This is a genomic window from Nitrosomonas sp. Is79A3, from assembly GCF_000219585.1.
Taxonomy (GTDB): domain Bacteria; phylum Pseudomonadota; class Gammaproteobacteria; order Burkholderiales; family Nitrosomonadaceae; genus Nitrosomonas.
The window spans coordinates 2,279,140-2,301,091 of the sequence record NC_015731.1 but is presented as its reverse complement, the minus strand read 5'-3'; the positions used below and the strand labels follow the sequence as shown (position 1 = coordinate 2,301,091).

Sequence of the window (21,952 nt, the reverse complement as noted above, 5' to 3'; positions counted from 1 at the left end):
ATTACAAAGAGCAAATACTGATCTAAATCAAAACTCAAGCGGATCTATGTCCAGCACCCAACGCACTTTATGTGCGGGCAATTTATTAATTTGTGCATACCATTCGGTCATAAACGCTTGTAATTGCCGGCGTGAGGACGATTGTATCAGTAAGTGCGCGCGCTCCAAACCCTTTAAACGCAGCATTTGCGCGGGTACCGGATCAAATAGTTCAACGGAGCGGGGCGGTTTGGCAAGATTGGCAGCTTGCGTAAGAAAATCCAGCACGATTGCAATGTTGTGGGCTTCTGCACGCAATAAGGCTTGATAGACATAAGGCGGGAATCCGGCTATTTTTCTTTCCGCCAGCAGGGTTTGTGCCAGTGCATCATAATCGTGTTTCTGTAAGGCATGATATAGGGGATGATCAGGAAACTCGGTTTGAATAAGCACGTGACCGGCGACATTGGCGCGTCCTGCACGGCCGGCGACTTGCATCAATTGCGCAAATAAACGCTCACTGGCACGAAAATCGGTACTGTATAGCGAAGTATCGGCGTTCAGAATACCTACCAATGACAGATTCGGGAAATCATGTCCTTTGGCAAGCAGTTGTGTGCCGATCAGAATATCGACTTCTTGCGCATGAATCGCTTGCAGGATGTTTTGCCAAGCATTTTTACGGCGTATGCTGTCCCGGTCGATGCGCAGTATCCGTGCGGCTGGAAAATGCGCTGTCAAAGTTTCTTCCACGCGTTGTGTGCCTTGGCCGAAAGGCGCGATATCCTGATTGCCGCAGTGCGGGCATGCGCGGGGAAAGTTTTCCCGGTGGCCGCAATGGTGGCAGCATAGTTTTTTATCGCGTAAATGAACGACCAGACGGCTGGAGCAGCGCTGGCAGAGGGCTGTCCAGGCGCAGGCTTTGCACAGGAGCACCGGTGCATAGCCGCGCCGGTTGATGAAAACGAGACTCTGGTGTTTTTCTGCCAGACACTTGTCCAATGCTTTGATGAGCGGTTCGGATAAACCTTCCTGAGTTTTGTTGGTGCGCGTGTCTATACACTGAATCAGCGGTAATGCGGCATTCTTGATAGCACGGGATTGCAGACGCACACTGCGGTAGCGTCCATTGAGCGCATTGTAATAACTTTCCAATGAAGGGGTGGCAGATCCCAGCACCACTGGAATATCATTTTCTCTGGCACGAAAAATCGCCAGATCACGCGCGGAATAGCGTAATCCATCCTGTTGTTTGAAAGAGCTGTCTTGTTCTTCATCGACGATGACCAATCCCAGATCGGGCAATGGGGTAAAAACAGCAAGGCGTGTGCCCAATATGACTTTAGCTTCACCGCGTTGCGCCTGTAACCAACCGGTTAGCCGTTCCGTATCATTGAGTCCGCTATGCAAACTGACCAAATGGGTAGCGGGGAAACGTGCGCGAAAGACGGCCTCCAGTTGTGGCGTTAAGCTGATTTCGGGAATGAGTATCAGTACTTGCTTACCGTGAGCAAGTATGTGTTCAATGATTCTGAGATAAACCTCAGTTTTGCCGCTGCCGGTAACACCGTGCAGCAGCCAGGTATTGAATTGCTGGATGTCGGTTGTAATGGTATTAACAGCAATTTCCTGCTCGGCGGTCAACGTTGGGATTGCTGCAGCCTTTTTCACCGCAGATGGAGGAAAGGGTATTGCCGACACCCATTTCTGTTGTACCCATTCTTGTAACAACTTGACGGCGCGTGGCGAGATTTGTTTTGCTTGGTGACTGGTTAGCGTTGTCGCGTGATGGAATTCGGTAAGTAAGCGCCGGGCTATGCGCTGACGTGCTGGAATACTGGATAAATCAATTTGTTTGCCTGCTTTGGTAAGGCTGTATTGAAGATCATTCGAAGATTCTTTCAATTTGACCGGTTTGTTGCCGCGCAGCTTGACGGGCAAGCCGTTCATGACAACCATGCCAAGCGGGTGATGATAATACTGGCTGCAAAAATGAAATAAGTCTAGCGATGCAGCCGGCAGCGGTTCTATTTCCCTGAAAATACAATGTGCTGATTTAAGTTTCTCAGCTGGGACTTGTGTCTCGGAATTGACCGCGATGATGACACCGGTTACCTGTTTCTTTCCGAAGGGTACGCAGGCGCGTAAGCCGATATCGTGCTGGGTTGCTTCATCCGATTGATAATCAAACAATGTGTCGACTGGAACGTTAAGTGCGACACGAATGATAGGCATAGGCGATGTTAAGGCAGGTTAGTCCGGAGTGATTAAAGCATTTGCTACCTTAAGGAAACTCTGAATAACTGCCATTTCGAGCGTAGCGAGAAATCTATGGTATTGATTGCCAAAGATTCCTCACTTTGTTCGGAATGACATATGACAGTTATTCAGAGTTTCCTTAAAGACAAAGCACTCACCGGCAATTCGTGCAATTCCGGTGAGTGTTTTTAATTTATTATTAGTAACCGTGTTATCTGGAAACCCGATAGACCGTCACCGATTCATCACCTGGTTTTTCGAGTTTGGCGGTATTTCCATCAGAACTGATCGAGAAGCCGATTGCCGTATTGTTGTCCAGATCAGAGAAGCCAGCGCATCCATTGGTGTTGTACGTAAAACTGGATAAGTTTAGCTTGTTGGCACCTTTGTTATACGCGTAGGAAGCAAATTCGATACCGGGTTTCCCGCATTTTGCTTGATCTGCCCGCTGGGTAGCGCCGGTCGGGTCAATCATCAGAAATTTGCCGTTTGGAAAGAAAACCAAGGTTTGTGTTTGGATGGCATGCTCGTCATAGGCCCATGCGCCGGTGATACCAGACGGATCGTTATCAATTTTTGCGTAGCGTGTTTCTTTGACTTCCTTTTCTACCACTTCATTTTCATCGCTCAGCTGAATCGGTTTGGCGATATGGAACAGTTCGCCAAATACACTGCTTTCTGCGCGCGCTCTTTGCACAATGACGATGTCGGAGTTGATCAACTCAAGACCATCGGTGCGAACCCGGCGGGTTGGACCAGGATTGGAGAATCCAGCCTTCAGGTTGGTGTCAACGGAGGGTTTTCCAGTCAGTTTGAATCCACGGGTATCAAATTCTTCTGCAATAGCAACACCGTATTCGACACCGGATTGAAAAATGGTACGGCCGCCACAAACACGGTTTTCATCGCAGGAATCATCCGGTCTGGCATCGCCCTGCAAATATTCTCCGCTGCTGTCGGCAGCGATCCGCAGGACGCTGGCTGTTGTATTGTCATAGCTCACCCAGATTTGAGCGCTGAGAAGAGCGGTGCCTTGTGAGAGGAAGTGCGTGCGGGCTTCTTCGGGTGTTCTGATATTGCCTTCGATGCCACTGGTTTCCATGATGTTTTTTAAATTGGCCGAACTGGCAAATGTTTCCGGATCGCTTTCCAGATTAATCGATGACTTGACAGCAGCGGCTGCTTCGCTCGAAATGGCGATGCCGTTTGAAAGATCGCTATCGGAATCCAGAGATTGCAACAGAATTAGCAGATTCTGTAATTTATTGTCATTGCCGTTGGCCAATTCGATCGGTGTCACTATTTGTGAACCTGGGATATTGCCCAGTGTCAAACCACCCAGTTTAAATTCGATTTTGTCACCGTGATTAAAATTAAAGCTGCCTTTATCATTGGTTAAGCCCGATTTGCCGGAAGATGCGGCATAGGATATACCGGAAACAGGGGAGTCAACCAAAATACCAGTCGCTGGACCTGTAGGCATGGTCCTATTAGACGCCGTCGTTGATGATGAAGTTGAGGATGACGACGCGGCTGATTTTTCATCGCCGCTGCCACAGGCTGTTAGACCAACAATAAATAGAGTGGATAATATGGGTATCCAGGAATTCTTTCTTAACGGGTGTGTAAATTTCATTCAAGAGGCTCTCTTTTTGATTAATTAAATAATTCAATATTGTACAATTCGCAATTTTGTACGCATAACGTGCAAATGGATACTAATATTTTACTACCAAAAGATTGCTATTATAGCGAAGCATTCAATTTTTCTTTCCTCACTTGCTTAAATTGGTTTTAAATTTTTGTCTTTTCGTGTATTTTCGCCGCTAATTTTTTATTCGGGAGATATAAGGTATTTATATGTCTAACATGGCTGAGATCTCACAACTGACAGAGATGTCAGTGCAGCTCCCCATCGATTGGTACTTGGATCCTAAAATCCTTGAGATTGAGAAACGTATTCTGTTTGATCAAGGTCCTGGCTACGTGGGGCATGAAGTGATGGTACCCAATGTTGGGGATTATTATGTGCCGGAGTGGATGAACAATGCCAAGGTACTGGTGCGCAATGGGCAAGGTATTGAGTTACTTTCTAATGTTTGCCGTCACCGGCAAGCGCTTTTGTTGAAAGGTAGAAGCAGTACTAAGAGTATTGTGTGCCCTATTCATCGCTGGACTTATGCACTGGACGGCAAATTGCTGGGCGCGCCGCATTTCAAGCAGAATCCTTGTCTTAATCTAGATAAGACGCCACTGCAAAGTTGGAATGGTTTGTTATTTAACGGCAAGCGCAAGGTTTCGCAAGATATGGCTAATCTGAGTGTGCTTAAGGATTTTGACTTTTCCGGTTATCTGCTGGACCGTATTCAAATTGATGAGTATCCATGTAACTGGAAAACATTTATTGAAGTGTATCTGGAAGATTACCATGTTGACCCATTTCATCCGGGTTTAAGTCATTTTGTGAATACCGAGCAACTCGATTGGGAGTTTGGCGACTGGTATAGTGTGCAAACGATAGCAATCGATAATGCACGCTTTCAGCGGCCAGGCAGCCCGGTTTATGCCAAATGGCACGAGCAGGTGCTGCAACAGACGGAAGGAAAAACACCGCCGCATGGTGCGATATGGCTGCTTTATTATCCCAATATCATGCTCGAATGGTATCCCCATACCTTGGTAATCAGCACAATACTGCCTACCGGGGTTGAGAGTTGCACGAACGTGGTGGAATTTTACTATCCGGAAGAAATTGCACTGTTTGAACGTGATTTTGTTGAAGCGGAACAGGCTGCCTATAAAGAAACTGCACTTGAAGATGATGAGATCTGTAAATTGATGACCGCCGGACGGCGTGCGTTATACGAACAGAACCGCAATGAAACGGGACCGTACCAAATCCCTATGGAAGCGGGGATGGAGCATTTTCATCAATTCTTGCAAAGAGAAATCGGGCCGCATGTTTGATCATCGCTTAACCGCAATTTCTGTATTCTAGGAAGGGCCAACGAGTGCGCTCGCTGTGGATGCTGGTGGCTGCATTTATGTTTGCTTGCATGGGTGTGCTGGTCAAACTGGGTGCCGCTTATTTTTCCAGTACCGAGCTGGTATTTTACCGCTCGTTATTTGGTGTCTGGATGACTTATTTGATCCTCCGTTACTATCGCCTCCCGGTGCGCACCCCGCATTGGCGGATTCACTGCTGGCGGGGGATCTCCGGTCTGGTCAGTTTGTTGATGTTCTTTTATTGCCTGACGCAATTGCCATTAGCAACGGCCATTTCGTTGAATTACACCTGGCCGCTTTTTGTGGCGCTATTTTCCACGCTGATTCTCAAAGAACATATCCATTGGCCGTTAATCTGCACAATTTTGCTTGGCTTTGCTGGTGTTATTCTGCTGATGCGGCCTACTTTACCTGAAGATCACTGGGTTGCCAGTCTGATGGGTATGGCTTCTGGTTTTTTTGCGGCGATTGCATATGTCAATGTCAAGCAACTGGGCAATCTGGGCGAAACGGAATGGCTCGTGGTGTTTTATTTTACATTGATCAGTACGCTGATTACCGGGGTATGGCTGCTGTTTACCGCGTTCAATCCGATTACCTGGCACGGATTGTTGCTGCTGTTGGGCACCGGCTTGACAGCGACTCTGGCACAACTTGCCATGACGCGTGCTTATCACAAAGGTGTAACGCTAGTCGTTACTTCGCTGGGTTATAGTACGGTATTGTTTGCCAGCCTTTGGGGCATCCTGCTATGGAACGAGCTATTGCCGCCCATTGCTTGGCTGGGTATGGGATTGATTATTCTCGGCGGATCGCTCAGCGGGTTTTTGAGTGTTAAGCTGACTCCTGCTGTTGCACAAAAGTGACTTCGCAACCGATTTCCCGGTAGCAAAATTTGCACCATCCCGTTTAATTGCCTATGATGGGCTTGTTATCATTTGAGGTGGGGTCATGATTACTATTCAAAAGAAAGGCAATCTCGTTATTGTTGCAATTATTGGAGAGTTTACGTTAGCGGACTATAACGAATTTGAACAGCAGGTGCTTTACCAGTCGCACTTTGAAGGCAAAGCAAACCTTTTATTTGATTGGCGCGACATGCTGGATTACACCGTCGATGTGGCCTGGGAAGAAATCAAATTCATGCGTGATCACGGCAGTGAGTTTAATAAGGTGGCCATTGTCACTGATGACGAATGGCAAGCGTGGGGCGCCTGGGTTTCTAATCTATTTACCAATGCGAACGTAGTGGTGTTCCATAACTATGAAGAAGCCGAGGAATGGGCATCTGACAGCACAGATAGTTGATGTGCTGAGCATAATCGCCAGATGCGCTGTATCAAAGTATTACACCTTAGCTACAGCACATTCGGGTTCGATAATTCGGTCATTTTCAAAAATGTTAACCGGTAAGAAGAAATCGCATGGATGAGTTTGTTTTTGCCAGAGTATTGCATGTTCTGGGCGTGGTGCTTTGGATCAGCGGTGTCGCTATGGTGACTACCGTACTGTTGCCGACTCTGGCGCGCATGCAATCACCTGCGGAAGCGGTGGAATTTTTTGTTCGATTCAGACAACGATTTGCCGCACAAGCCCGTGTTTCCACATTAATCGTTGGTCTGAGCGGTTTTTACATGGTGTATGTACTGGATGCCTGGCAGCGTTTCACGCAATGGCAATATTGGTGGATGCACACGATGGTTTTGATCTGGTTGTTGTTTAGCGTGATGTTGTTTGTCATGGAACCGCGTGGTCGGCGTCAGCAAGCTACTGCGCCGGTGCAAACAAATGTTTCGGCAGAAACATTTGTTAAAATTCAGCGTAAGCATCTGTTTTTATTAATTCTGAGCTTGATCACCATTGCCGGTGCCGTGGCAGGCAGTCATGGCTGGTTGATTGCCGGGAGCTGAGCATGAGTTACGCAGTACTAAAACTGATTCATGTGGGTAGCGTTATCGTGAGTTATGCGTTGTTCTTCTTGCGCGGCGTCTGGTTGATGCAAGATTCGGAGAAATTACGCCAACGGTGGATAAGAATCTTGCCACATATCGTGGATACCATTCTACTGACCAGTGCCATTGTATTGGCAATGACCATTCAGCAAAATCCGCTCGATAATTCCTGGTTAACTGCCAAAGTAACCGGTTTGTTGCTCTATATCGGTCTTGGCATGATAGCAATCCGCTTCGGTAAAACCCGGAGAACAAAAATCACCGCTTGGATTGCGGCGCAGTGTGTGTTTATTTATATCGTACTGGTTGCTCTGACCAAAAGCCCGGTGTTAGGCCTCTGATCCTAAAACCGGCAAGACTGTTTTATCCTGCAAAACACCCTAAAAACCGATGGATTTCTCGCATTTTTGTCTTGAAAAAGCCAGTCGGGATCAAGCGCAGGCGATAGCTGATCTGGTTAATCTGACCTATCGCGGTGAAACCGGCTGGACCCGGGAAACGCATATTATCCAGGGTGATAGAACCAACCAGCAGGAAGTGGAAACGGCCATGTCCAATCCCGGCGCACGGTTCTTTGTCATCAATCAACCGGAAAACCTGGCTTCCTGTATCTATGTCGCTAAAGAACACGATTCTGCGTATATCGGTTTTTTCTCAGTTCACCCCAATCTGCAAGGAAAAGGGCTCGGCAAGTATATGCTCGAACAGGCGGAAACCTTTGCGCTGCGCACTCTGGGTGTGCACAAGCTTGTCATGTTCGTGGTATCGCAACGCCCGGAATTAATCGCATTTTATCAACGCAGAGGCTACTCGCGCACCGGCAAGATTGAAACTTATCCATTGCATCTGGGTATCGGTGTGCCCAAGGTTCCCGGGTTAACGATTGAATATCTAGAGAAGATCATTTAATTCAAGGCTGTTGAATCAATGTAATTATTGCAGTACTGTCCAGTTTTTCCTTTATACTTTTCCGTAATTATTTTTCCATTGGTGGATGAGGCTTTGTTCATCCATCCAACTCCGCCGCTTGTGCAAGGAATAACAGGATGACTGAGCAAGACATATCGAAGAAAGCGATGGCAAATGAACAACTTTCTCTGCCTCCGCTGGTTGCGGCATTACGTCAACGCGCGAAGCGGTTGAAGTATATTTCGACGCTATATTTGGTTTTAATTCTGGTAGCGTTGGGTGGCGGTGGTTTTTTATTTTATTGGTTGCCTCAGATTCTGGCAGGGCAGGAACAAATGCTCGGTCAAGTGCAACAACTTTCGGTTGAAAAGGGCACATTGGAAGCTTCCAGAGAATTTGCATTCTCTCGATGGAAGAATCAATACGATGATGCACGGGCTGCCGTTTTAAGGAACGGATTTGTCATCACTAAATCTGGTTTTAACAATCTCTCTTCGGTGAGTTTTATCACTGCGCAAACGGGCTGGGCTGTGGGTGAAATGGGCAGTATTTATAAATTGATCATTCTTGATGATGCATTGTTAATGAATGCAAAAACATTGGATGAATTTGGCCAGGCATTGGACACGCTTTCAAATGAAAATAAAATTGACTTAAAAGTATTTCAAGGCTATGTAGTAATTAACTGTTGAAATTGTCTTGTTTTCCCAAGTGACATTAGGAAACAAAGGGTTGGTGTAACGTTCTGACCGAGACGGTCAATCATTCTATGCCACCCCAGATAACTTGCAAGATAGCGTGTTGCCACACCATGGAACTTCGCCATCCATTGTCTGAGTCGGCTGCCATAAGCATTAACATTCTGAATGTGGTAAACATCGTTGATAACTCGTTGACCTGCAGCAATGTTGACTGGACGATGAACAATTCTTGCATTCCTGGTGATCTGTCTGTAGGCGGGCATTCCATCTGTGCAGAGAATGACATCTTTGCTTAACAAAGGGATAAGCACTGTTCCGATTTGCTCTGCGCTTGTGTCATGCAGTATACGGTCATCAGTTTCACCATAACGATCGCGCACCACTAGCACAGGTATCTGTTCTTTTGATGTGCCGCGCTTGGCAGCTTTGCCGCCTCGTTTGCGTGCGGCTCTCGGTAAATGATGTTGTCCCTTAAAAGATTCCAGAAAATACATTTCGTCAGCTTCAACAATGCCAATCATTTTGGGAGATTGATGGAGTGCAGGCGTTCGCAAAAAACGGTGACGCCATTTAAAGCTCGTGTTCGTGGTTACTCCGCAGCTGACCGCTGCTTTACGTACACTTACCCCTTGAACCATCGCTTGCTCATAATCAAACCATTTGTCTTTGTGGCGTAATCGGGCCAATGCCGTGCCTGTCAGGGCATTAAATGTGTGATTGCAGTGGCGGCATCGGTAGCGTTGTAACTCACTGGCTTTACCCCACCGATACAGCTTTGTTCCCTGACAATAGGGAACAAATTCGTTCTTCATTCTGCCCTTGCTCAATCAATTCTATGATCGTATCAGCACCGGCTTTTCTTTCTAATCTTTCTCGAAGCTTGTCTCGCTGACCGCGGCTCATCCTCTCAATCGATTTTATCCAATCTTTGAATTCAGCTGCTTTCATGATGCATAACCCCTCTTTTACATTCCGATGCATATTTGACTAGCAATTCAACAATTAATTGCTACAGAGCCTATTTCAAACCATTGTAAAAACAGATCAACAGGAAATAAGCAGACTGACAGAGAAATTGAAGGGCATCGATGACAAAATTGCACGTTTAAAAAAACCAGCTAACCGAACAGAGACAGATAAGAAAGAACCGGAGCAAACCATTAATGAATTTTTTGATCCGCTCAATCAGCTTTCGACCAATGCGACCATGACGTTGAATTTTACCCGCGTGGGTGTGATTGGTTTTGTCATCTATTTCATCAGTATCCTGTCCAATCTTTACCGCTATAGCATGCGTCTTGCCGCATTTTATGACAGCCGTGCCGATGTGTTGGAATTGAAACAACCCGGCGAGACCGAATTCACCACCTTGATTGATAATTTCTCTCCCGATCACCTGAATTTTGGCAGGCAAGTGCAAAATCCGGCCAGTCAAGCGATTGATTTGGCCAAGGAGCTGTTGAAGGTCAATAAATAGGGGCAATACTATATTTTTTAAGGAGACTCTGGATAACCGTCATTTCGAGCAGAGCGAGAAATCTATGCAATTGATTCTCAAAGATTCCTCACTACGTTTGGAATGACAAATATCGGTTATTCAGGGAAGCACGGGGTCAGATACGCGAATCGAGAATATATCCGACGGATTAAGTCTGATTTCTGTTTTGTGACTTGGTGGTGTGTGCGTTGCCAGTATTGGATTCGAGATTCGGTGCTTGGTAGGCATATTGTAAAAAATCACTCAATGTACTTGATAATCATTGATGTACTTGAGTCCGATGCCTTCAGTAATGCCGAGTAATGCGCATCGATGGCAATCAATTGCCCATGGCCGAAAATAATATTTGCCGGTGTCTGTGGCATGCAGGCTCTTTCCGTTTGTAGTGCTTGCGGAACGACACAAACGAAATCATAAAGTTGTTGCGCTGTGGTTATTTCGGCTGCAGGAATAGCCGCATCGCGTGCCGCAGGACTTTTATTTCGTCCGCCGGTTAAACTTCTGAAATAACTCAACTGGCGGGATGTTGCCGTATCCTCGATTTCTACGCGGTAGACGGTGCTGCGCCCGTTTTGTGCCGGTTCCTGCTTGGTATAGAGGGTTTCATTGACTGGGATGTAATCTTGCGCTTGCAGAATTTTCGTTATCGTTTCCGGCGGTGTATTTAACGAAATACCTGCGATCTCAATTGTTTCCAATGGGTGTTTCTCCGTGCCGGTAGTCTGACTGGCCGAAATTGAGAAACTGATTGTCGTCGCTACCCCTAACAACAAAAATCGGAGTACTAAAGAACTTTTATGCCAATTCGACGAAGAAATAAAGCGCATCATAAACCTCTCGTAGAAACATTAATGGGCATGCTCACCAGGCGGCATTATCTCACCATCCTGGTTGAGGAGTCTCTGAATAAACCACCTTGTCATTCCGAATGAAGTGAGGAATCTTTGGGGAACAATAGCATAGATTTCTCGCTATGCTCGAAAAGACAGTTATTGAAGCATGGAGCCAGGTCCAGAACTGAGAATATAGCCGATGAATTAAGTTTGATTTTTGATTTGTGATCTTGTTGGGTGCGTTGCCGGTATTGGATTCTTGATTCTGTACCTGATCCCAAAGATTTGGATTTGTGTGACCCCAAAGACTTGCGATAATGGATTCTCTCGATGTCGAATTTATCGCGAATGCATTTAAACTTGGTACAGATTAATACAAACAATAACATTTTAATGTCAATCGCACAGTACAACCCTGAAATATGCTTCGATTTCTGAAGTCTCTTTCTTTCGTAGAGCATAGGCCTTGAATAAGGAAGAAGAGCCTTTCCATGTGCAGCGTACCTGCACGCGCAGATCGGATAAAGTGCAAGAGCGAAGAAGTTTTTCTTTGGAATCCTTTCGTGATCAAGCTGCATACGTGTTACTGGGCGATCCGGGATTGGGTAAAACTACATCCTTTAAGCAAGAAGCGGAAGAATCCGGCGACAAGTATATTAGCGCGCGAGACTTTGCCACTTTCGAACCTGGAGTGGAGTACCAAGGCAAAACCCTGTTCATTGACGGATTGGACGAGATGCGTGTCGGTGGTGGTGATAGCAGAATACTACTTGATGACATTCGTAAACATCTGGCAAGACTCGGCCGTCCACGATTCCGTCTGTCATGCCGCGAAGCGGATTGGCTGGGCGCGAGTGACAGCGAAGCCTTGAAGTGGGTATCGCCGGATAGCGAAATCATCGCGTTGCATCTTGATCCCTTGAATGATAATGACATCGCCGAAATTCTCCGGCATAAACCCGCCGTTTCCGATCCGGCTAAATTCATGCGCCAGGCGCGGATCCATCGGGTGGATGAACTACTTCGCAATCCGCAAACATTGAATTTGCTGGTCAATGCAGTAGGCGGAAACGAATGGCCGCAAAGCCGTATGCAGGTTTATGAAATGGCTTGCAAAAAGCTCATAAAAGAAGAAAATCGCGAGCACCGTCAAGCAAAACGGGAACAGCCATTTTCCGAAGATATACTGCTGGATGCTGTAGGATATTTGTGTGCCATTCAGTTGTTATCGGGTGTGGCTGGTTTTTCGCTCGATGAAGAATGGGTAGATGATCAGCATCCTTCCTGGAAGGAATTGATAGAGTCTAATCTTCCACTGTTTGCTGCACTGAAAACCAATTTGTTTCAGGGTGATGGTGAAGAATTGCGCGTCCCGGTGCATCGCAGCATTGCTGAATTTCTCGGGGCGCGCCATCTTGCTTTACGTATCAAGGATGATGGTTTGCCGTTTGCCCGCGTGCTTGCATTGATGACAGGTGCGGATGGCGGCGTAGTCACCGATCTGCGCGGATTTGCCGCATGGCTTTCGGTTCATTGTCTTAATGAGTCGCGCCGCCTCTTAATCGAACGCGACCCATTGGGTGTGGTGCTATATGGCGATGTGCGGCATTTCCCATTGGCGGATAAAAAATTTGTTTTTGCCGCTTTAAAAAATGAAGCGCAACGCAATCCGTGGTTTCGTTCGGAAGATTTTTCTTCCTCACCTTTTGGCGCATTGGGCACGAAGGATATTGAGCCGCTATTGCGTGAAATATTGATTTCGCCTTCTCGCGAGCAAACGGATCAGGAGATATTAAATTGCGCGCTGGAAGCGATCCGTTATGGCGAACCACTATCAAATCTTAATGATTTACTCGAAGTTATTGCGCGCGATAGCAGCTACCACCGATTCGTTAGAACAAGTGCGATAAAAACGTGGGTTCGTAATGCTCTGGATGATTGTGTAACGTTGCTGAAATTCGCGGTGGATATTCGCGCTGGTATTGTCGAAGACTGTGATGATGAAATACTCGGTATTATTCTAAAAGAGCTTTATCCGCAGCTTATTCCGCCTGACAGAATATTTGATTACTTGCATGTTCCAAGAATTGAAAGTTTGATTGGCAGTTATCGTGTTTTTTGGATTCACTATCTTCCGGAAAAATCTTCCAAAGAAAGCTTGTTGGCTGTGCTTGATAGATTCATACAAGTAAAACCGGATATCGATCATATTCTGAAAGAGCATCATCAAAACCGTATGGCGGGAAATCTGCTGGTGCGCGGATTAAAGGAGTTCGGCGATACAATTGCCAATGAACAGCTCTATGACTGGTTAGGCATTGGTCTTAACGAGCATGGCGGCCCTAGGCTTGATCGAGAAAGCGCTGAATTTATTGCAGCATGGTTTGCTGATCGGCCTGAACGTTATAAAGCCATGATTGAACTGGGTGCTGCACGATGCGCCAATCATGAGAATACTCGGGCTTGCATGTATCGCTGTGAAAATCACCTGTACCGGTCACGGCCTCCAAACGGAATTGAAATGTGGTATCTGGAGAAAGCGGCAACGGAACAATATCGCGAATTAGCGGAATTTTATTTTGATCAAGCTATTCGGCAGCTAAAGCAGCGAGGAGAACAGCAGGAATTGACTCTCTCGATGTTGGAGTTTCTTGAAATATGGATTGCGGCACATCCCAATTTTCAAGTCCAGTTTGAACAAGTTATATCTTGTCCCATCGGAGATTGGCAACATAAATTCGCCCTCGAAGATCGGCAACGCAGAATCGGGCAGGAAGAGCAGAAAAAAGGCTGGATTAAATCTTTTCGTCAACATATTGCAGTTATTCGGGATGGCAGTGCGCATCCAAAGATATTGGATGAACTTGCTTTGGCATATGAGGGATTAAGTGACGAGACCTGGGGGGAAACATCTCGCGAACGTCTTGTGAATTTTCTGAATGACGATGAGGAACTGATCGAAGCGGCTTATTCAGGTTTTCGCCAAGCGCTTAATCGTAACGATTTGCCGAGTGTGAGTGAAATTGTTGATTTGGAAATTAGGTCAGAATGGGATCATATTCGTTTGGTTTGCTTGGTTGGTATGGATGAATTATTTCAGAATGATCCAATCAATGCGTTACGGCTTGAAGATGCTGTGTTGTCACGCTTAATAGCGTTCCAGCTTACTTATGGCAATTACAATGATTCGGAATGGTTTAAGGCACTTGTACGGCAACGTCCTGCGTTGGTGGCGGAAGTACTGCTAGTTTACCTCCTGGCCATGTTGCGTGCGGGGAAAGAGCATGTTTCCGGGCTGAGTTCCTTGGTGTGTGACGATGCGTATAGTGAGGTTGCACGCGCGGTGCTACCGAAACTTCTGGAAGAATTTTCGTTACGCGCCCGAAGAATTCAGTTACCGAACACACTTGTTCTGCTGCTAAAAGGTGCATTGCGTTACCTTGACCGGGAAGTATTTACAACATTGGTCGCTCGAAAACTTGAACTAAAAAGTATGAATGCTACGCAGCGAGTGTACTGGTTAAGTTGTGGTTTGCTGATTGCCCCGGATATTTATGAAACCCGATTGTTTCAGCATATTGGAGCGAACGCTGTGCGGAAGGGATGCTTGGTAAATTTTTTCTATCACGACCACGTCGAACGCCATTTGCCCGATTGGGTGTTAATTTCCGAAACTGCGCTTGGCCGTCTGATCGAATTGCTGGCACCGGATTGTTCTCCCGAACGTGTAATTGGGGCTTATACGGTTAGCTTATCCATGAACGCAGCCGACTTGGTACGCTCCTTTATCAATAAACTAAGTAATTACCCTACGGAAGGAGCTGCCTGTGAACTTGAACGTTTACAGAATCTACCTGAGCTTAAGTCTTGGCAGAGTCATTTGCGCAACGCTTTGCATTCTCAGCGTATTATTCGACGCAAGGTGTCGTTCAAACGCTTAAGCATCACGGAAATTGGTCGCACGCTGGCTAACCTTCAACCAGCTAGTGCTGCCGATCTGGCTGCTTTGACTTTTGATCATTTGCGCGGTATCGCGCGGAAAATTCGTGATGGCAGTACCAACGATTACCGGCAATATTGGAGCTACGACGCAAATAATAAAAAACTGGAAAAACCCAAACCTGAGAACGATTGCCGCGATGCTTTGCTGTCCGATCTGCGGGAGCGGCTTGGGAAGCTCAGTATTAATGCCGAAAGGGAGGGCAGTTACGCGGACGACAAGCGTGCTGACATCAGGGTTTCATTTGACGGCGCCAATGGATTCAACATTCCCATCGAAATCAAGAAAGACAGTCATGCTGATCTTTGGCGTGCGATTCGTGAGCAATTGATTGCCAAATATGTTCGCGATCCGGGTACGGATGGGTATGGAATTTATTTGGTGTTTTGGTTTGATGGGGAAGGGATGCCCTCTCCTGTCGATGGCGGTAAGAAACCCACTACTGCTCCTGAATTGGAGAATCGTTTGAAACAGACACTGACATCAGAAGAAATGCATCGTATTCGGATTTGTGTAATTGATTGCGCGCTTCCACGGAAATAAACTCAAAGCTACGGCAATACTGGGGGGAAGGTACTTTGTCGCGGATCCAATGCAAGTCAATAGACATCCCACAAGGTCACGAAATAAAAATTATCGTTATGCCATCGGCTATATTCTTAGTTTGAGACTTCATTACTTAAAATGGTCGAATCTATAATATGGGATCCAGTCTGTGTTCTGACCTCAATTTGCAAAGAAAAAGGCTCGGCAAGTATGTGCTTGAGCAGACAGAAAGTATTGCATTCAGCACTCTGCGCGTGCACAAGTTTGTCATGTTTGTGATATCACAGCGCCCGGAATTAATCGCATTTTATCAACGCAGAGGGTACTCGCGCACCGGCAGGATTGAAACTTATCCATTGCATCTGGGTATCGGTGTGCCCAAAGTTCCCGGGTTAACGATCGAATATCTTGAAAAAATTATTTAGCTAAACAAGTTTGCGCGCTAATTGCTATAGGTGTTCACACGTATTTCATCTTAATTATTTTTCGCTACAATTTCTACTGAACAGGTTGGACGCTGTTTGAATGATAAGAGCTCGACTAATCCTTTTTTAATAATGAGGAATTTATGCTTATAAAAATATTTCTGGTTGCTGCATTGACTTTTAGTACTTCATGTTTTGCTGAATCAGCGGGAGATAAATCCAAATTATCCTCTGACTCGGATCAACAAAAGCAGACGTCACCATCAGATTCGTCAACCACCAAAGAAAATTCTCAATCCCCTCAGGATTCGAAGCAGACCAAGAAACCAGCCATGGTTGAATTTTGCAAAAAGAGTACCTGCTAATCCAATGACTATCTGAAATCGGAGTTAACCAATGAGTACAAAAATATTGAGAAACCTGGCTTCTACAATTTTTATAGGCTACGCAACCGTTGCGATTTCCAGTCCGCACTGGGGTTATGATGAACAATCGCAATGGGGTGCGATTAAAGATGATACCCAGTCAGAAGTGCCGTTGATGTATCCATATGCCACTTGTGGCATTGGTAAACATCAATCCCCCATAGATTTGACAGCATTAAGCCACGAAGAACGGCTGGATAGATTAAAGTTTAGATATCCTACCGATAAACCGGTTTTTTATAATACCGGCCATGCGGCGCAGGTCAATACATCGGATGATTACCAAGGTCACGCGGTTATTGGTGAAGAATCTTATCCATTAATACAATTTCATTTCCATGAACCCAGTGAACATGTCATTGGAGAAAAAAAGTTTCCTGCGGAATTGCATTATGTACATATTAAAGACGATGGAAAAATTGCTGTTGTCAGCGTCTTGATAGAAGAAGGCGAGAGCAATCCGGTATTCCAGACTATTTTGGACAATGTGCCGGCTACCAGTGGCGAACAAAACGATCAATCCGGTATCCGGCTGAATCCGGGATCATTATTGCCTAAAAATCAAATGGATCATTATTCTCTGGCAGGCTCTCTCACAACGCCACCGTGTAGTGAAGGCGTTAACTGGCTGGTTTTGTCAGAACCGATCACCATTTCGCAAGAGCAGCTTGCACAATTGAAAAGCATTTATTCCGATAATGCCAGGAATAAGCAAGAACTGAACGGCCGCTCTGTTTCACAAAGGATAAATCACTAAGCTTCTTCTCTCGCTGTAATCAGTAGTTCCGGAGGGATTCAAAGTTTGATTTGAATCCCTTTTTATTCCAGTAAACTGCTCAGTGTTTCTATGGCGCGGTTGTGTGCCGATTGCCACAGCATTCTCTGGGTTTTTCTTTATACTCTTCCGTTATTTTTTTCCATTGGTGGATAAGGCTTTGTTCATCTATCTCTCCATGCTGCTTGTATAAGGATATTAGCAACTGCAGGTGTACGCTGGTTAAGAAAGGCGGCAAGTCAGTTTTTGGCTATAAGCAGTACACCTTAATCAATAACAACGATTTGTTGATAGCCGTTGAAACCGCTGCTGCCAATCAGCTGCCAGAATACCTTCTTTCAAGAGCTCTGTACGATTAGATATTCTTGATTCTGGACACCTATTTGTTTTGTCTGCCAGTGTTTCGGCAACGCGGATTTTAATTTCTTCGCGCGTTTTGCCCGACATTTTCAGCGAGGATCCGATATTGTCGGTTACTGTCATATGCGGAAATGGCGCATAGCTCTGGAAAACGGTATGAAAGGGACGTTTCTCCGGAGGAAAGCCGACAATATCTTCACCATCGAGCAAAATTTGCCCGCCGTCGGGCGCATCAAAACCGGCGATCATGCGTAATAACGTCGTCTTGCCACAACCGGATGGACCCAGCAGCGTGAAGAATTCACCGGCTTTGATCTCGATACTAAAATTATCTACGGCGGTGAACTTTCCTAATCGCTTGGTTACATTGCGTATTTCAAGTAGTGTCATCACTTTTCTCGAAGTGAAAACGTACACTTTATCAAAGTTTACTAACGTACTGAATGTATAAATTCAATGCGAACAAAAGTAGGCAATCTATTTTCTGCTAACAGGCCCCAGATCATTAAAAATAACAGGATTAGGCTATGAATACCGGCAGCCGATAATTGGCCGGCGGTTGGTTTATGTTGCTTATCGCACAGACAACTCGCGTACGGAAGGTTAAATATATAATTATTTACGGTATATTTAAGAAGTAAAAGGTTGAAATCTTAAGTTGCCGTTGTGTTAGCACAGGATATTGCCGATCGTTTAACACTCTTCATTAAATAAGCTATGCGCAATCCAAAAAATACCTTGCGAACTTCTCCTTCGGTGCCAGCGCAGACACCTACCTCCAAATCGATGAGCGATCTTGCTCTGAAAGCGTTACTGGTATCGGAAAGCCGCTACCGTCGGCTGTTTGAATCCGCTCGCGATGGGATTCTGCTTCTCAATGCCGATACTGGGCAGATTGAAGATGTTAACCCTTATTTGATCGAGATGTTGGGTTATACGCATGCGGAGTTTCTAGGAAAAAAGTTGTGGGAAGTTGGTACGTTTACCGACATTGCTGAAAGCCAGAAAATGTTTTCTAAGATACAAGCAGAAGGCTATGTACGTTACGGAGATCTTCCGCTCAGGACAAAAGCAGGTGCATTAATAGCGGTTGAGTTTGTCAGTAATAGTTACGACTGTGAAGGGACGAACGTAATTCAGTGCAACATCCGCAACATCACTGAGAGAAAGAAGACGGACGAAAGGATCAAAGAACTGGCATTCTTTGATCAACTTACCGGTTTGCCCAACCGGTTACTCTTGCAGGATCGGCTGAAGCAGGCTATGTTCGCCAGCTCACGCAGCGGTATATTTTGTGCGCTGTTGTTCATGGATATGGATAATTTCAAGAATCTTAACGACACCCTGGGTCATGACAAGGGCGATGCGCTGCTCAAACAAATCGGGCAGCGTCTGACTTTGTGTGTGCGTGAAGGCGACACCGTTGCCCGATTGGGCGGTGATGAATTCGTAGTCGTGCTTGCCGGATTGAATGCAGATAAAGCGGAGGCGGCCAAGGGCGTCAAAACCGTTGTCAGAAAGATGAACGTCGCGCTTAACCAGCCATACCAAATTGGCGGTGCGTTGCATAATAGCACGGCAAGCATGGGTGTAACGCTTTTTAAGGACGATCTGATTAACAGTGATGATCTGATGAAGCAGGCTGATCTTGCCATGTACAAATCCAAGGAAGCCGGGCGCAATACACTACGTTTTTTTGATCCGAACATGGAGTTGGCCGTAATGAAGCGCGCTGGGATGGAAAACGATTTGCGGCGCGCTATCGAGGAGAAGCAGTTCGTACTTCACTATCAGGCTCAGATAACAGGTGAGAACCGCATCACGGGTGCCGAAGTCCTGTTGCGCTGGCAGCATCCCCAGCGTGGCATGGTACCTCCCGCCGAATTCATTTCATTGGCCGAAGAAACCGGGCTGATCCAGCTTCTGGGAAAATGGGTTCTGGAAACTGCTTGTGCTCGTTTGGTTGTCTGGGCCGACCAGCTTGAGATGGCGGATCTCACGATTGCGGTGAATGTCAGTGCGAACCAATTTCGCCAACCTGACTTCGTCGATCAAATATTAAAAATACTGAAGAACACGGGCGCCAATCCCAGTCGACTGAAGCTTGAGCTGACAGAGAGCCTGCTGATACATGACGTCGAGGATACAGTCGAAAAAATGTTCGCATTGAAGGCAAAGGGGATATGTTTTTCACTGGATGATTTCGGGACAGGATACTCATCCTTGTCGTACTTGAAACGTTTGCCGCTGGATCAGTTGAAGATTGATCGGTCGTTTGTACGCGACATACTCACCGATCCCAACGACGCCGCGATTGCCAGGACTATCGTGGCTCTGGGTCAGAGCCTTGGATTGGGAGTAATCGCAGAAGGTGTCGAAACAGAAGCGCAACGGAATTTTTTGGCCGTCTCGGGTTGTCATGCTTATCAGGGTTATTTTTTCAGCCAACCTTTACCTGTTGAGGGTTTCGAAAAAATTGCGCAAGGCGTCTGAACATCGGCCTGGAAATTTCCGGTAATTGCTCTGTATGAATGTGACCTGTTGCTCGATATTTATAAAATTTAATTTCTTAGAGAACTGCAGCTGACAAATGATCATGTATGCGGATACGAATTGCCCGATGGCTAGCTGAAAATTCCTGATCAGATCTTAATAGGCTATGTGCGGTAACAGACAGACATAATTCCGGCAATAAATTATGCTGCTCTTAGAATATAAATCTGTAATGAAAAGGAGAATCGAATGAAAATCTTAAAATTGTTTACAGTGGTAGCGATGATTGTCGCGGGAACAAGCGGTTGCTTGTCGTTTGGTTCTGGAACGCCTGGTCCACAAGGGCCGCAGGGTAACCAAGGGCCATCCGGAACCAATGAAAAGATTATCGTGGTTCCAGAGAGAACTGACGAAAAGGTTATCGTGGTACCAGCGAAATCATACTAAGCAAGGGATTTTCTGGCGGTTAGCCGATGCGAAAAGCCAGTGCGAAAAGCCAGTGCGTGGTTTTGAACATGTGTCGCATAAGGCGAGATTACTCAATCTGGCCGAAACGCTGCAGAATGTCGCAAAAGCCTACAAGATAATGGGTATGTCCAGAGATACTTTTTATCGTTATCAGGAACTGTAGAGACAAACGGTTGGAAGCATTAAACTTGATCCAGATCTACAGGTCGTTGAAAAACGTTTGCGAGGCAGCCGATGCAAGGCAAAAACAGGCGAAGAAGCGCAGTTTATGCTTAATAAATGAGCATCTTGAGTCTGTTTTTAACACCGCAGATAGTTTCTCAACTGCCTGTTAGGGGAATTGAGCTCATTCTGCAGTGGGGTGATAATGCTGCGCGAGCAATCATACTGCCCGAGTAATTCACGGTAAACACTAGGTTTGTTGAGATCCCCATGCTACTAACTTTTTCAACAACTGTACTCAGGGTTAATCTTTTTTGGCGGCTGGCCAGGTTAATGTAATTATTTTCCCATGCTTTTCTTGAATATTTAGATCGCGATGGAGGGTAGTTAACTCGTAGGTGGCATTAAGGGAATAGTTTCCTGGGGCAAGGTTTACCAACAGGTAGGGGCCTTCAGTGGTGGTATCAAGAACAGTATTGCCTGCCTTGTCTTTAATTAATACGTGGACATCACTGATGTATTGGGCTTTGGAGCCGGTTTCTTGTGATAATTCAAGCATCAATGCCCATGCTTTTCCTGCCTGCAATATTGCTTCCGATTCATCTTTGCCTATGCCTCCAGAAATAAATTGCGTTTGCCCTTGCAATTTAACGAGTGGAAGTGATGACGTTACTTCAGCAAAACTTGCAATTGAAAAAATCCCGGTTAGCGCTATAATTATTTGACTGATTTTAATTTTCATATTGGCTTCGAATCTTGATAAGTGTTCATTTAAAAAGAATTTCATCGCGCTTTATATCGCTATGCAACAGATCCATCTGGATTCACCTGCCGACAGTTTTATAGTCATAACGAAATTGTTGCGACCAAAGCACGACTTGCTTATTCCACAAAATAAAAGAAACACATTACAATTATCTTTGAACCAGTTCTGTGCAGTAACGCACATAGACGCATTGTGATGTATGTGCTGTCAAATATAGAAAATATCGTGTTAAACCGCAACTAGATTTGCATCACATTGCCCAAGTATATTCATTTGGCAATCAATAGCCTTCATCTTCTCGCTTTCACTGTCAGTTTATTGCTTTATCCTTGTTCTCTACTTTCATTTCTTCATTGTATGAAACTATCAATTCCATGAAAATCAGCATAGCTCAG

The 21,952-nt window shown here is 45.7% G+C and carries 17 protein-coding genes and 3 pseudogenes; 14 read left to right on the top strand and 6 right to left on the bottom strand.

Annotated elements, in window-relative coordinates; translation table 11 throughout:
• Positions 1-27 precede the first annotated feature (27 nt).
• Both NIT79A3_RS10600 and NIT79A3_RS10595 read right to left on the bottom strand, forming a co-directional pair.
• Complete coding sequence (locus tag NIT79A3_RS10600) at positions 28-2,214, bottom strand: primosomal protein N' (RefSeq protein ID WP_013966191.1); 2,187 nt, start codon at positions 2,212-2,214, stop codon at positions 28-30.
• A 235-nt stretch (positions 2,215-2,449) separates the two neighbouring features.
• Positions 2,450-3,874, bottom strand: a complete 1,425-nt coding sequence (locus NIT79A3_RS10595; protein WP_013966190.1) for a hypothetical protein — start codon at positions 3,872-3,874, stop codon at positions 2,450-2,452.
• Positions 3,875-4,098: 224 nt separating this feature from the next.
• On the opposite strand from NIT79A3_RS10595, the gene NIT79A3_RS10590 reads away from it, so the two are divergent.
• The 7 genes from NIT79A3_RS10590 to NIT79A3_RS10560 all read left to right on the top strand — a co-directional run bounded on the left by NIT79A3_RS10590 (position 4,099) and on the right by NIT79A3_RS10560 (position 8,797).
• Entirely contained in the window at positions 4,099-5,205 is a 1,107-nt protein-coding gene (locus NIT79A3_RS10590) for an aromatic ring-hydroxylating dioxygenase subunit alpha (protein ID WP_013966189.1), read from the top strand.
• 44 nt (positions 5,206-5,249) lie between these two features.
• Positions 5,250-6,110 (top strand): DMT family transporter, encoded by an 861-nt coding sequence (locus NIT79A3_RS10585; RefSeq protein WP_348225603.1) that lies wholly within the window; start codon positions 5,250-5,252, stop codon positions 6,108-6,110.
• 85 nt (positions 6,111-6,195) lie between these two features.
• Positions 6,196-6,552 (top strand): STAS/SEC14 domain-containing protein, encoded by a 357-nt coding sequence (locus tag NIT79A3_RS10580; RefSeq protein ID WP_013966187.1) that lies wholly within the window; start codon positions 6,196-6,198, stop codon positions 6,550-6,552.
• 116 nt (positions 6,553-6,668) lie between these two features.
• Positions 6,669-7,154 (top strand): membrane protein, encoded by a 486-nt coding sequence (locus tag NIT79A3_RS10575; RefSeq protein ID WP_013966186.1) that lies wholly within the window; start codon positions 6,669-6,671, stop codon positions 7,152-7,154.
• A gap of 2 nt (positions 7,155-7,156) precedes the next feature.
• Entirely contained in the window at positions 7,157-7,537 is a 381-nt protein-coding gene (locus NIT79A3_RS10570) for a SirB2 family protein (RefSeq protein ID WP_013966185.1), read from the top strand.
• A gap of 49 nt (positions 7,538-7,586) precedes the next feature.
• Entirely contained in the window at positions 7,587-8,105 is a 519-nt protein-coding gene (locus NIT79A3_RS10565) for a GNAT family N-acetyltransferase (RefSeq protein WP_013966184.1), read from the top strand.
• 137 nt (positions 8,106-8,242) lie between these two features.
• Positions 8,243-8,797 (top strand): hypothetical protein, encoded by a 555-nt coding sequence (locus NIT79A3_RS10560; protein ID WP_013966183.1) that lies wholly within the window; start codon positions 8,243-8,245, stop codon positions 8,795-8,797.
• Here the strand turns inward: NIT79A3_RS10560 and NIT79A3_RS10555 are convergent.
• Positions 8,776-9,754: pseudogene (locus NIT79A3_RS10555) on the bottom strand (IS1595-like element ISNtsp4 family transposase). The gene NIT79A3_RS10560 and the pseudogene NIT79A3_RS10555 sit on opposite strands and share 22 nt — an antisense overlap.
• Positions 9,755-9,881: 127 nt before the next feature.
• On the opposite strand from NIT79A3_RS10555, the gene NIT79A3_RS10550 reads away from it, so the two are divergent.
• The gene (locus NIT79A3_RS10550) at positions 9,882-10,283 is read left to right on the top strand and encodes a hypothetical protein (RefSeq protein ID WP_198009349.1); all 402 of its coding nucleotides are present in this window, start codon (positions 9,882-9,884) and stop codon (positions 10,281-10,283) included.
• Positions 10,284-10,543: 260 nt separating this feature from the next.
• Here NIT79A3_RS10550 and NIT79A3_RS10545 read toward each other — a convergent pair whose 3' ends face one another.
• Positions 10,544-11,134 (bottom strand): hypothetical protein, encoded by a 591-nt coding sequence (locus NIT79A3_RS10545; protein WP_041360315.1) that lies wholly within the window; start codon positions 11,132-11,134, stop codon positions 10,544-10,546.
• Between the two features lie 469 nt (positions 11,135-11,603).
• Between NIT79A3_RS10545 and NIT79A3_RS10540 the strand changes: the two genes are divergently transcribed.
• From NIT79A3_RS10540 to NIT79A3_RS10525, 3 genes are all read left to right on the top strand, one after another.
• Entirely contained in the window at positions 11,604-15,680 is a 4,077-nt protein-coding gene (locus tag NIT79A3_RS10540) for a hypothetical protein (protein ID WP_013966181.1), read from the top strand.
• Positions 15,681-15,895: 215 nt separating this feature from the next.
• Positions 15,896-16,108, top strand: coding sequence for a hypothetical protein (locus NIT79A3_RS10535; RefSeq protein WP_198009348.1), 213 nt, complete (start codon positions 15,896-15,898; stop codon positions 16,106-16,108).
• 396 nt (positions 16,109-16,504) lie between these two features.
• Complete coding sequence (locus NIT79A3_RS10525; RefSeq protein WP_013966179.1) at positions 16,505-17,290, top strand: carbonic anhydrase family protein; 786 nt, start codon at positions 16,505-16,507, stop codon at positions 17,288-17,290.
• Positions 17,291-17,710: 420 nt separating this feature from the next.
• Here NIT79A3_RS10525 and NIT79A3_RS10520 read toward each other — a convergent pair.
• Positions 17,711-18,058: pseudogene (locus tag NIT79A3_RS10520) on the bottom strand (ABC transporter ATP-binding protein); the annotation flags it as partial.
• Between the two features lie 327 nt (positions 18,059-18,385).
• On the opposite strand from NIT79A3_RS10520, the gene NIT79A3_RS10515 reads away from it, so the two are divergent.
• From NIT79A3_RS10515 to NIT79A3_RS19145, 3 genes and pseudogenes are all read left to right on the top strand, one after another.
• Positions 18,386-20,161: an EAL domain-containing protein gene (locus NIT79A3_RS10515; protein WP_013966177.1), complete on the top strand. Its 1,776-nt coding sequence runs from the start codon at positions 18,386-18,388 to the stop codon at positions 20,159-20,161.
• A gap of 249 nt (positions 20,162-20,410) precedes the next feature.
• The gene (locus NIT79A3_RS10510; RefSeq protein WP_013966176.1) at positions 20,411-20,608 is read left to right on the top strand and encodes a hypothetical protein; all 198 of its coding nucleotides are present in this window, start codon (positions 20,411-20,413) and stop codon (positions 20,606-20,608) included.
• A 52-nt stretch (positions 20,609-20,660) separates the two neighbouring features.
• Positions 20,661-20,789, top strand: a pseudogene (locus NIT79A3_RS19145) (helix-turn-helix domain-containing protein); the annotation flags it as partial.
• A 306-nt stretch (positions 20,790-21,095) separates the two neighbouring features.
• Here the strand turns inward: NIT79A3_RS19145 and NIT79A3_RS10505 are convergent.
• Entirely contained in the window at positions 21,096-21,533 is a 438-nt protein-coding gene (locus NIT79A3_RS10505; protein WP_013966175.1) for a carboxypeptidase-like regulatory domain-containing protein, read from the bottom strand.
• Positions 21,534-21,952: the final 419 nt, after the last annotated feature.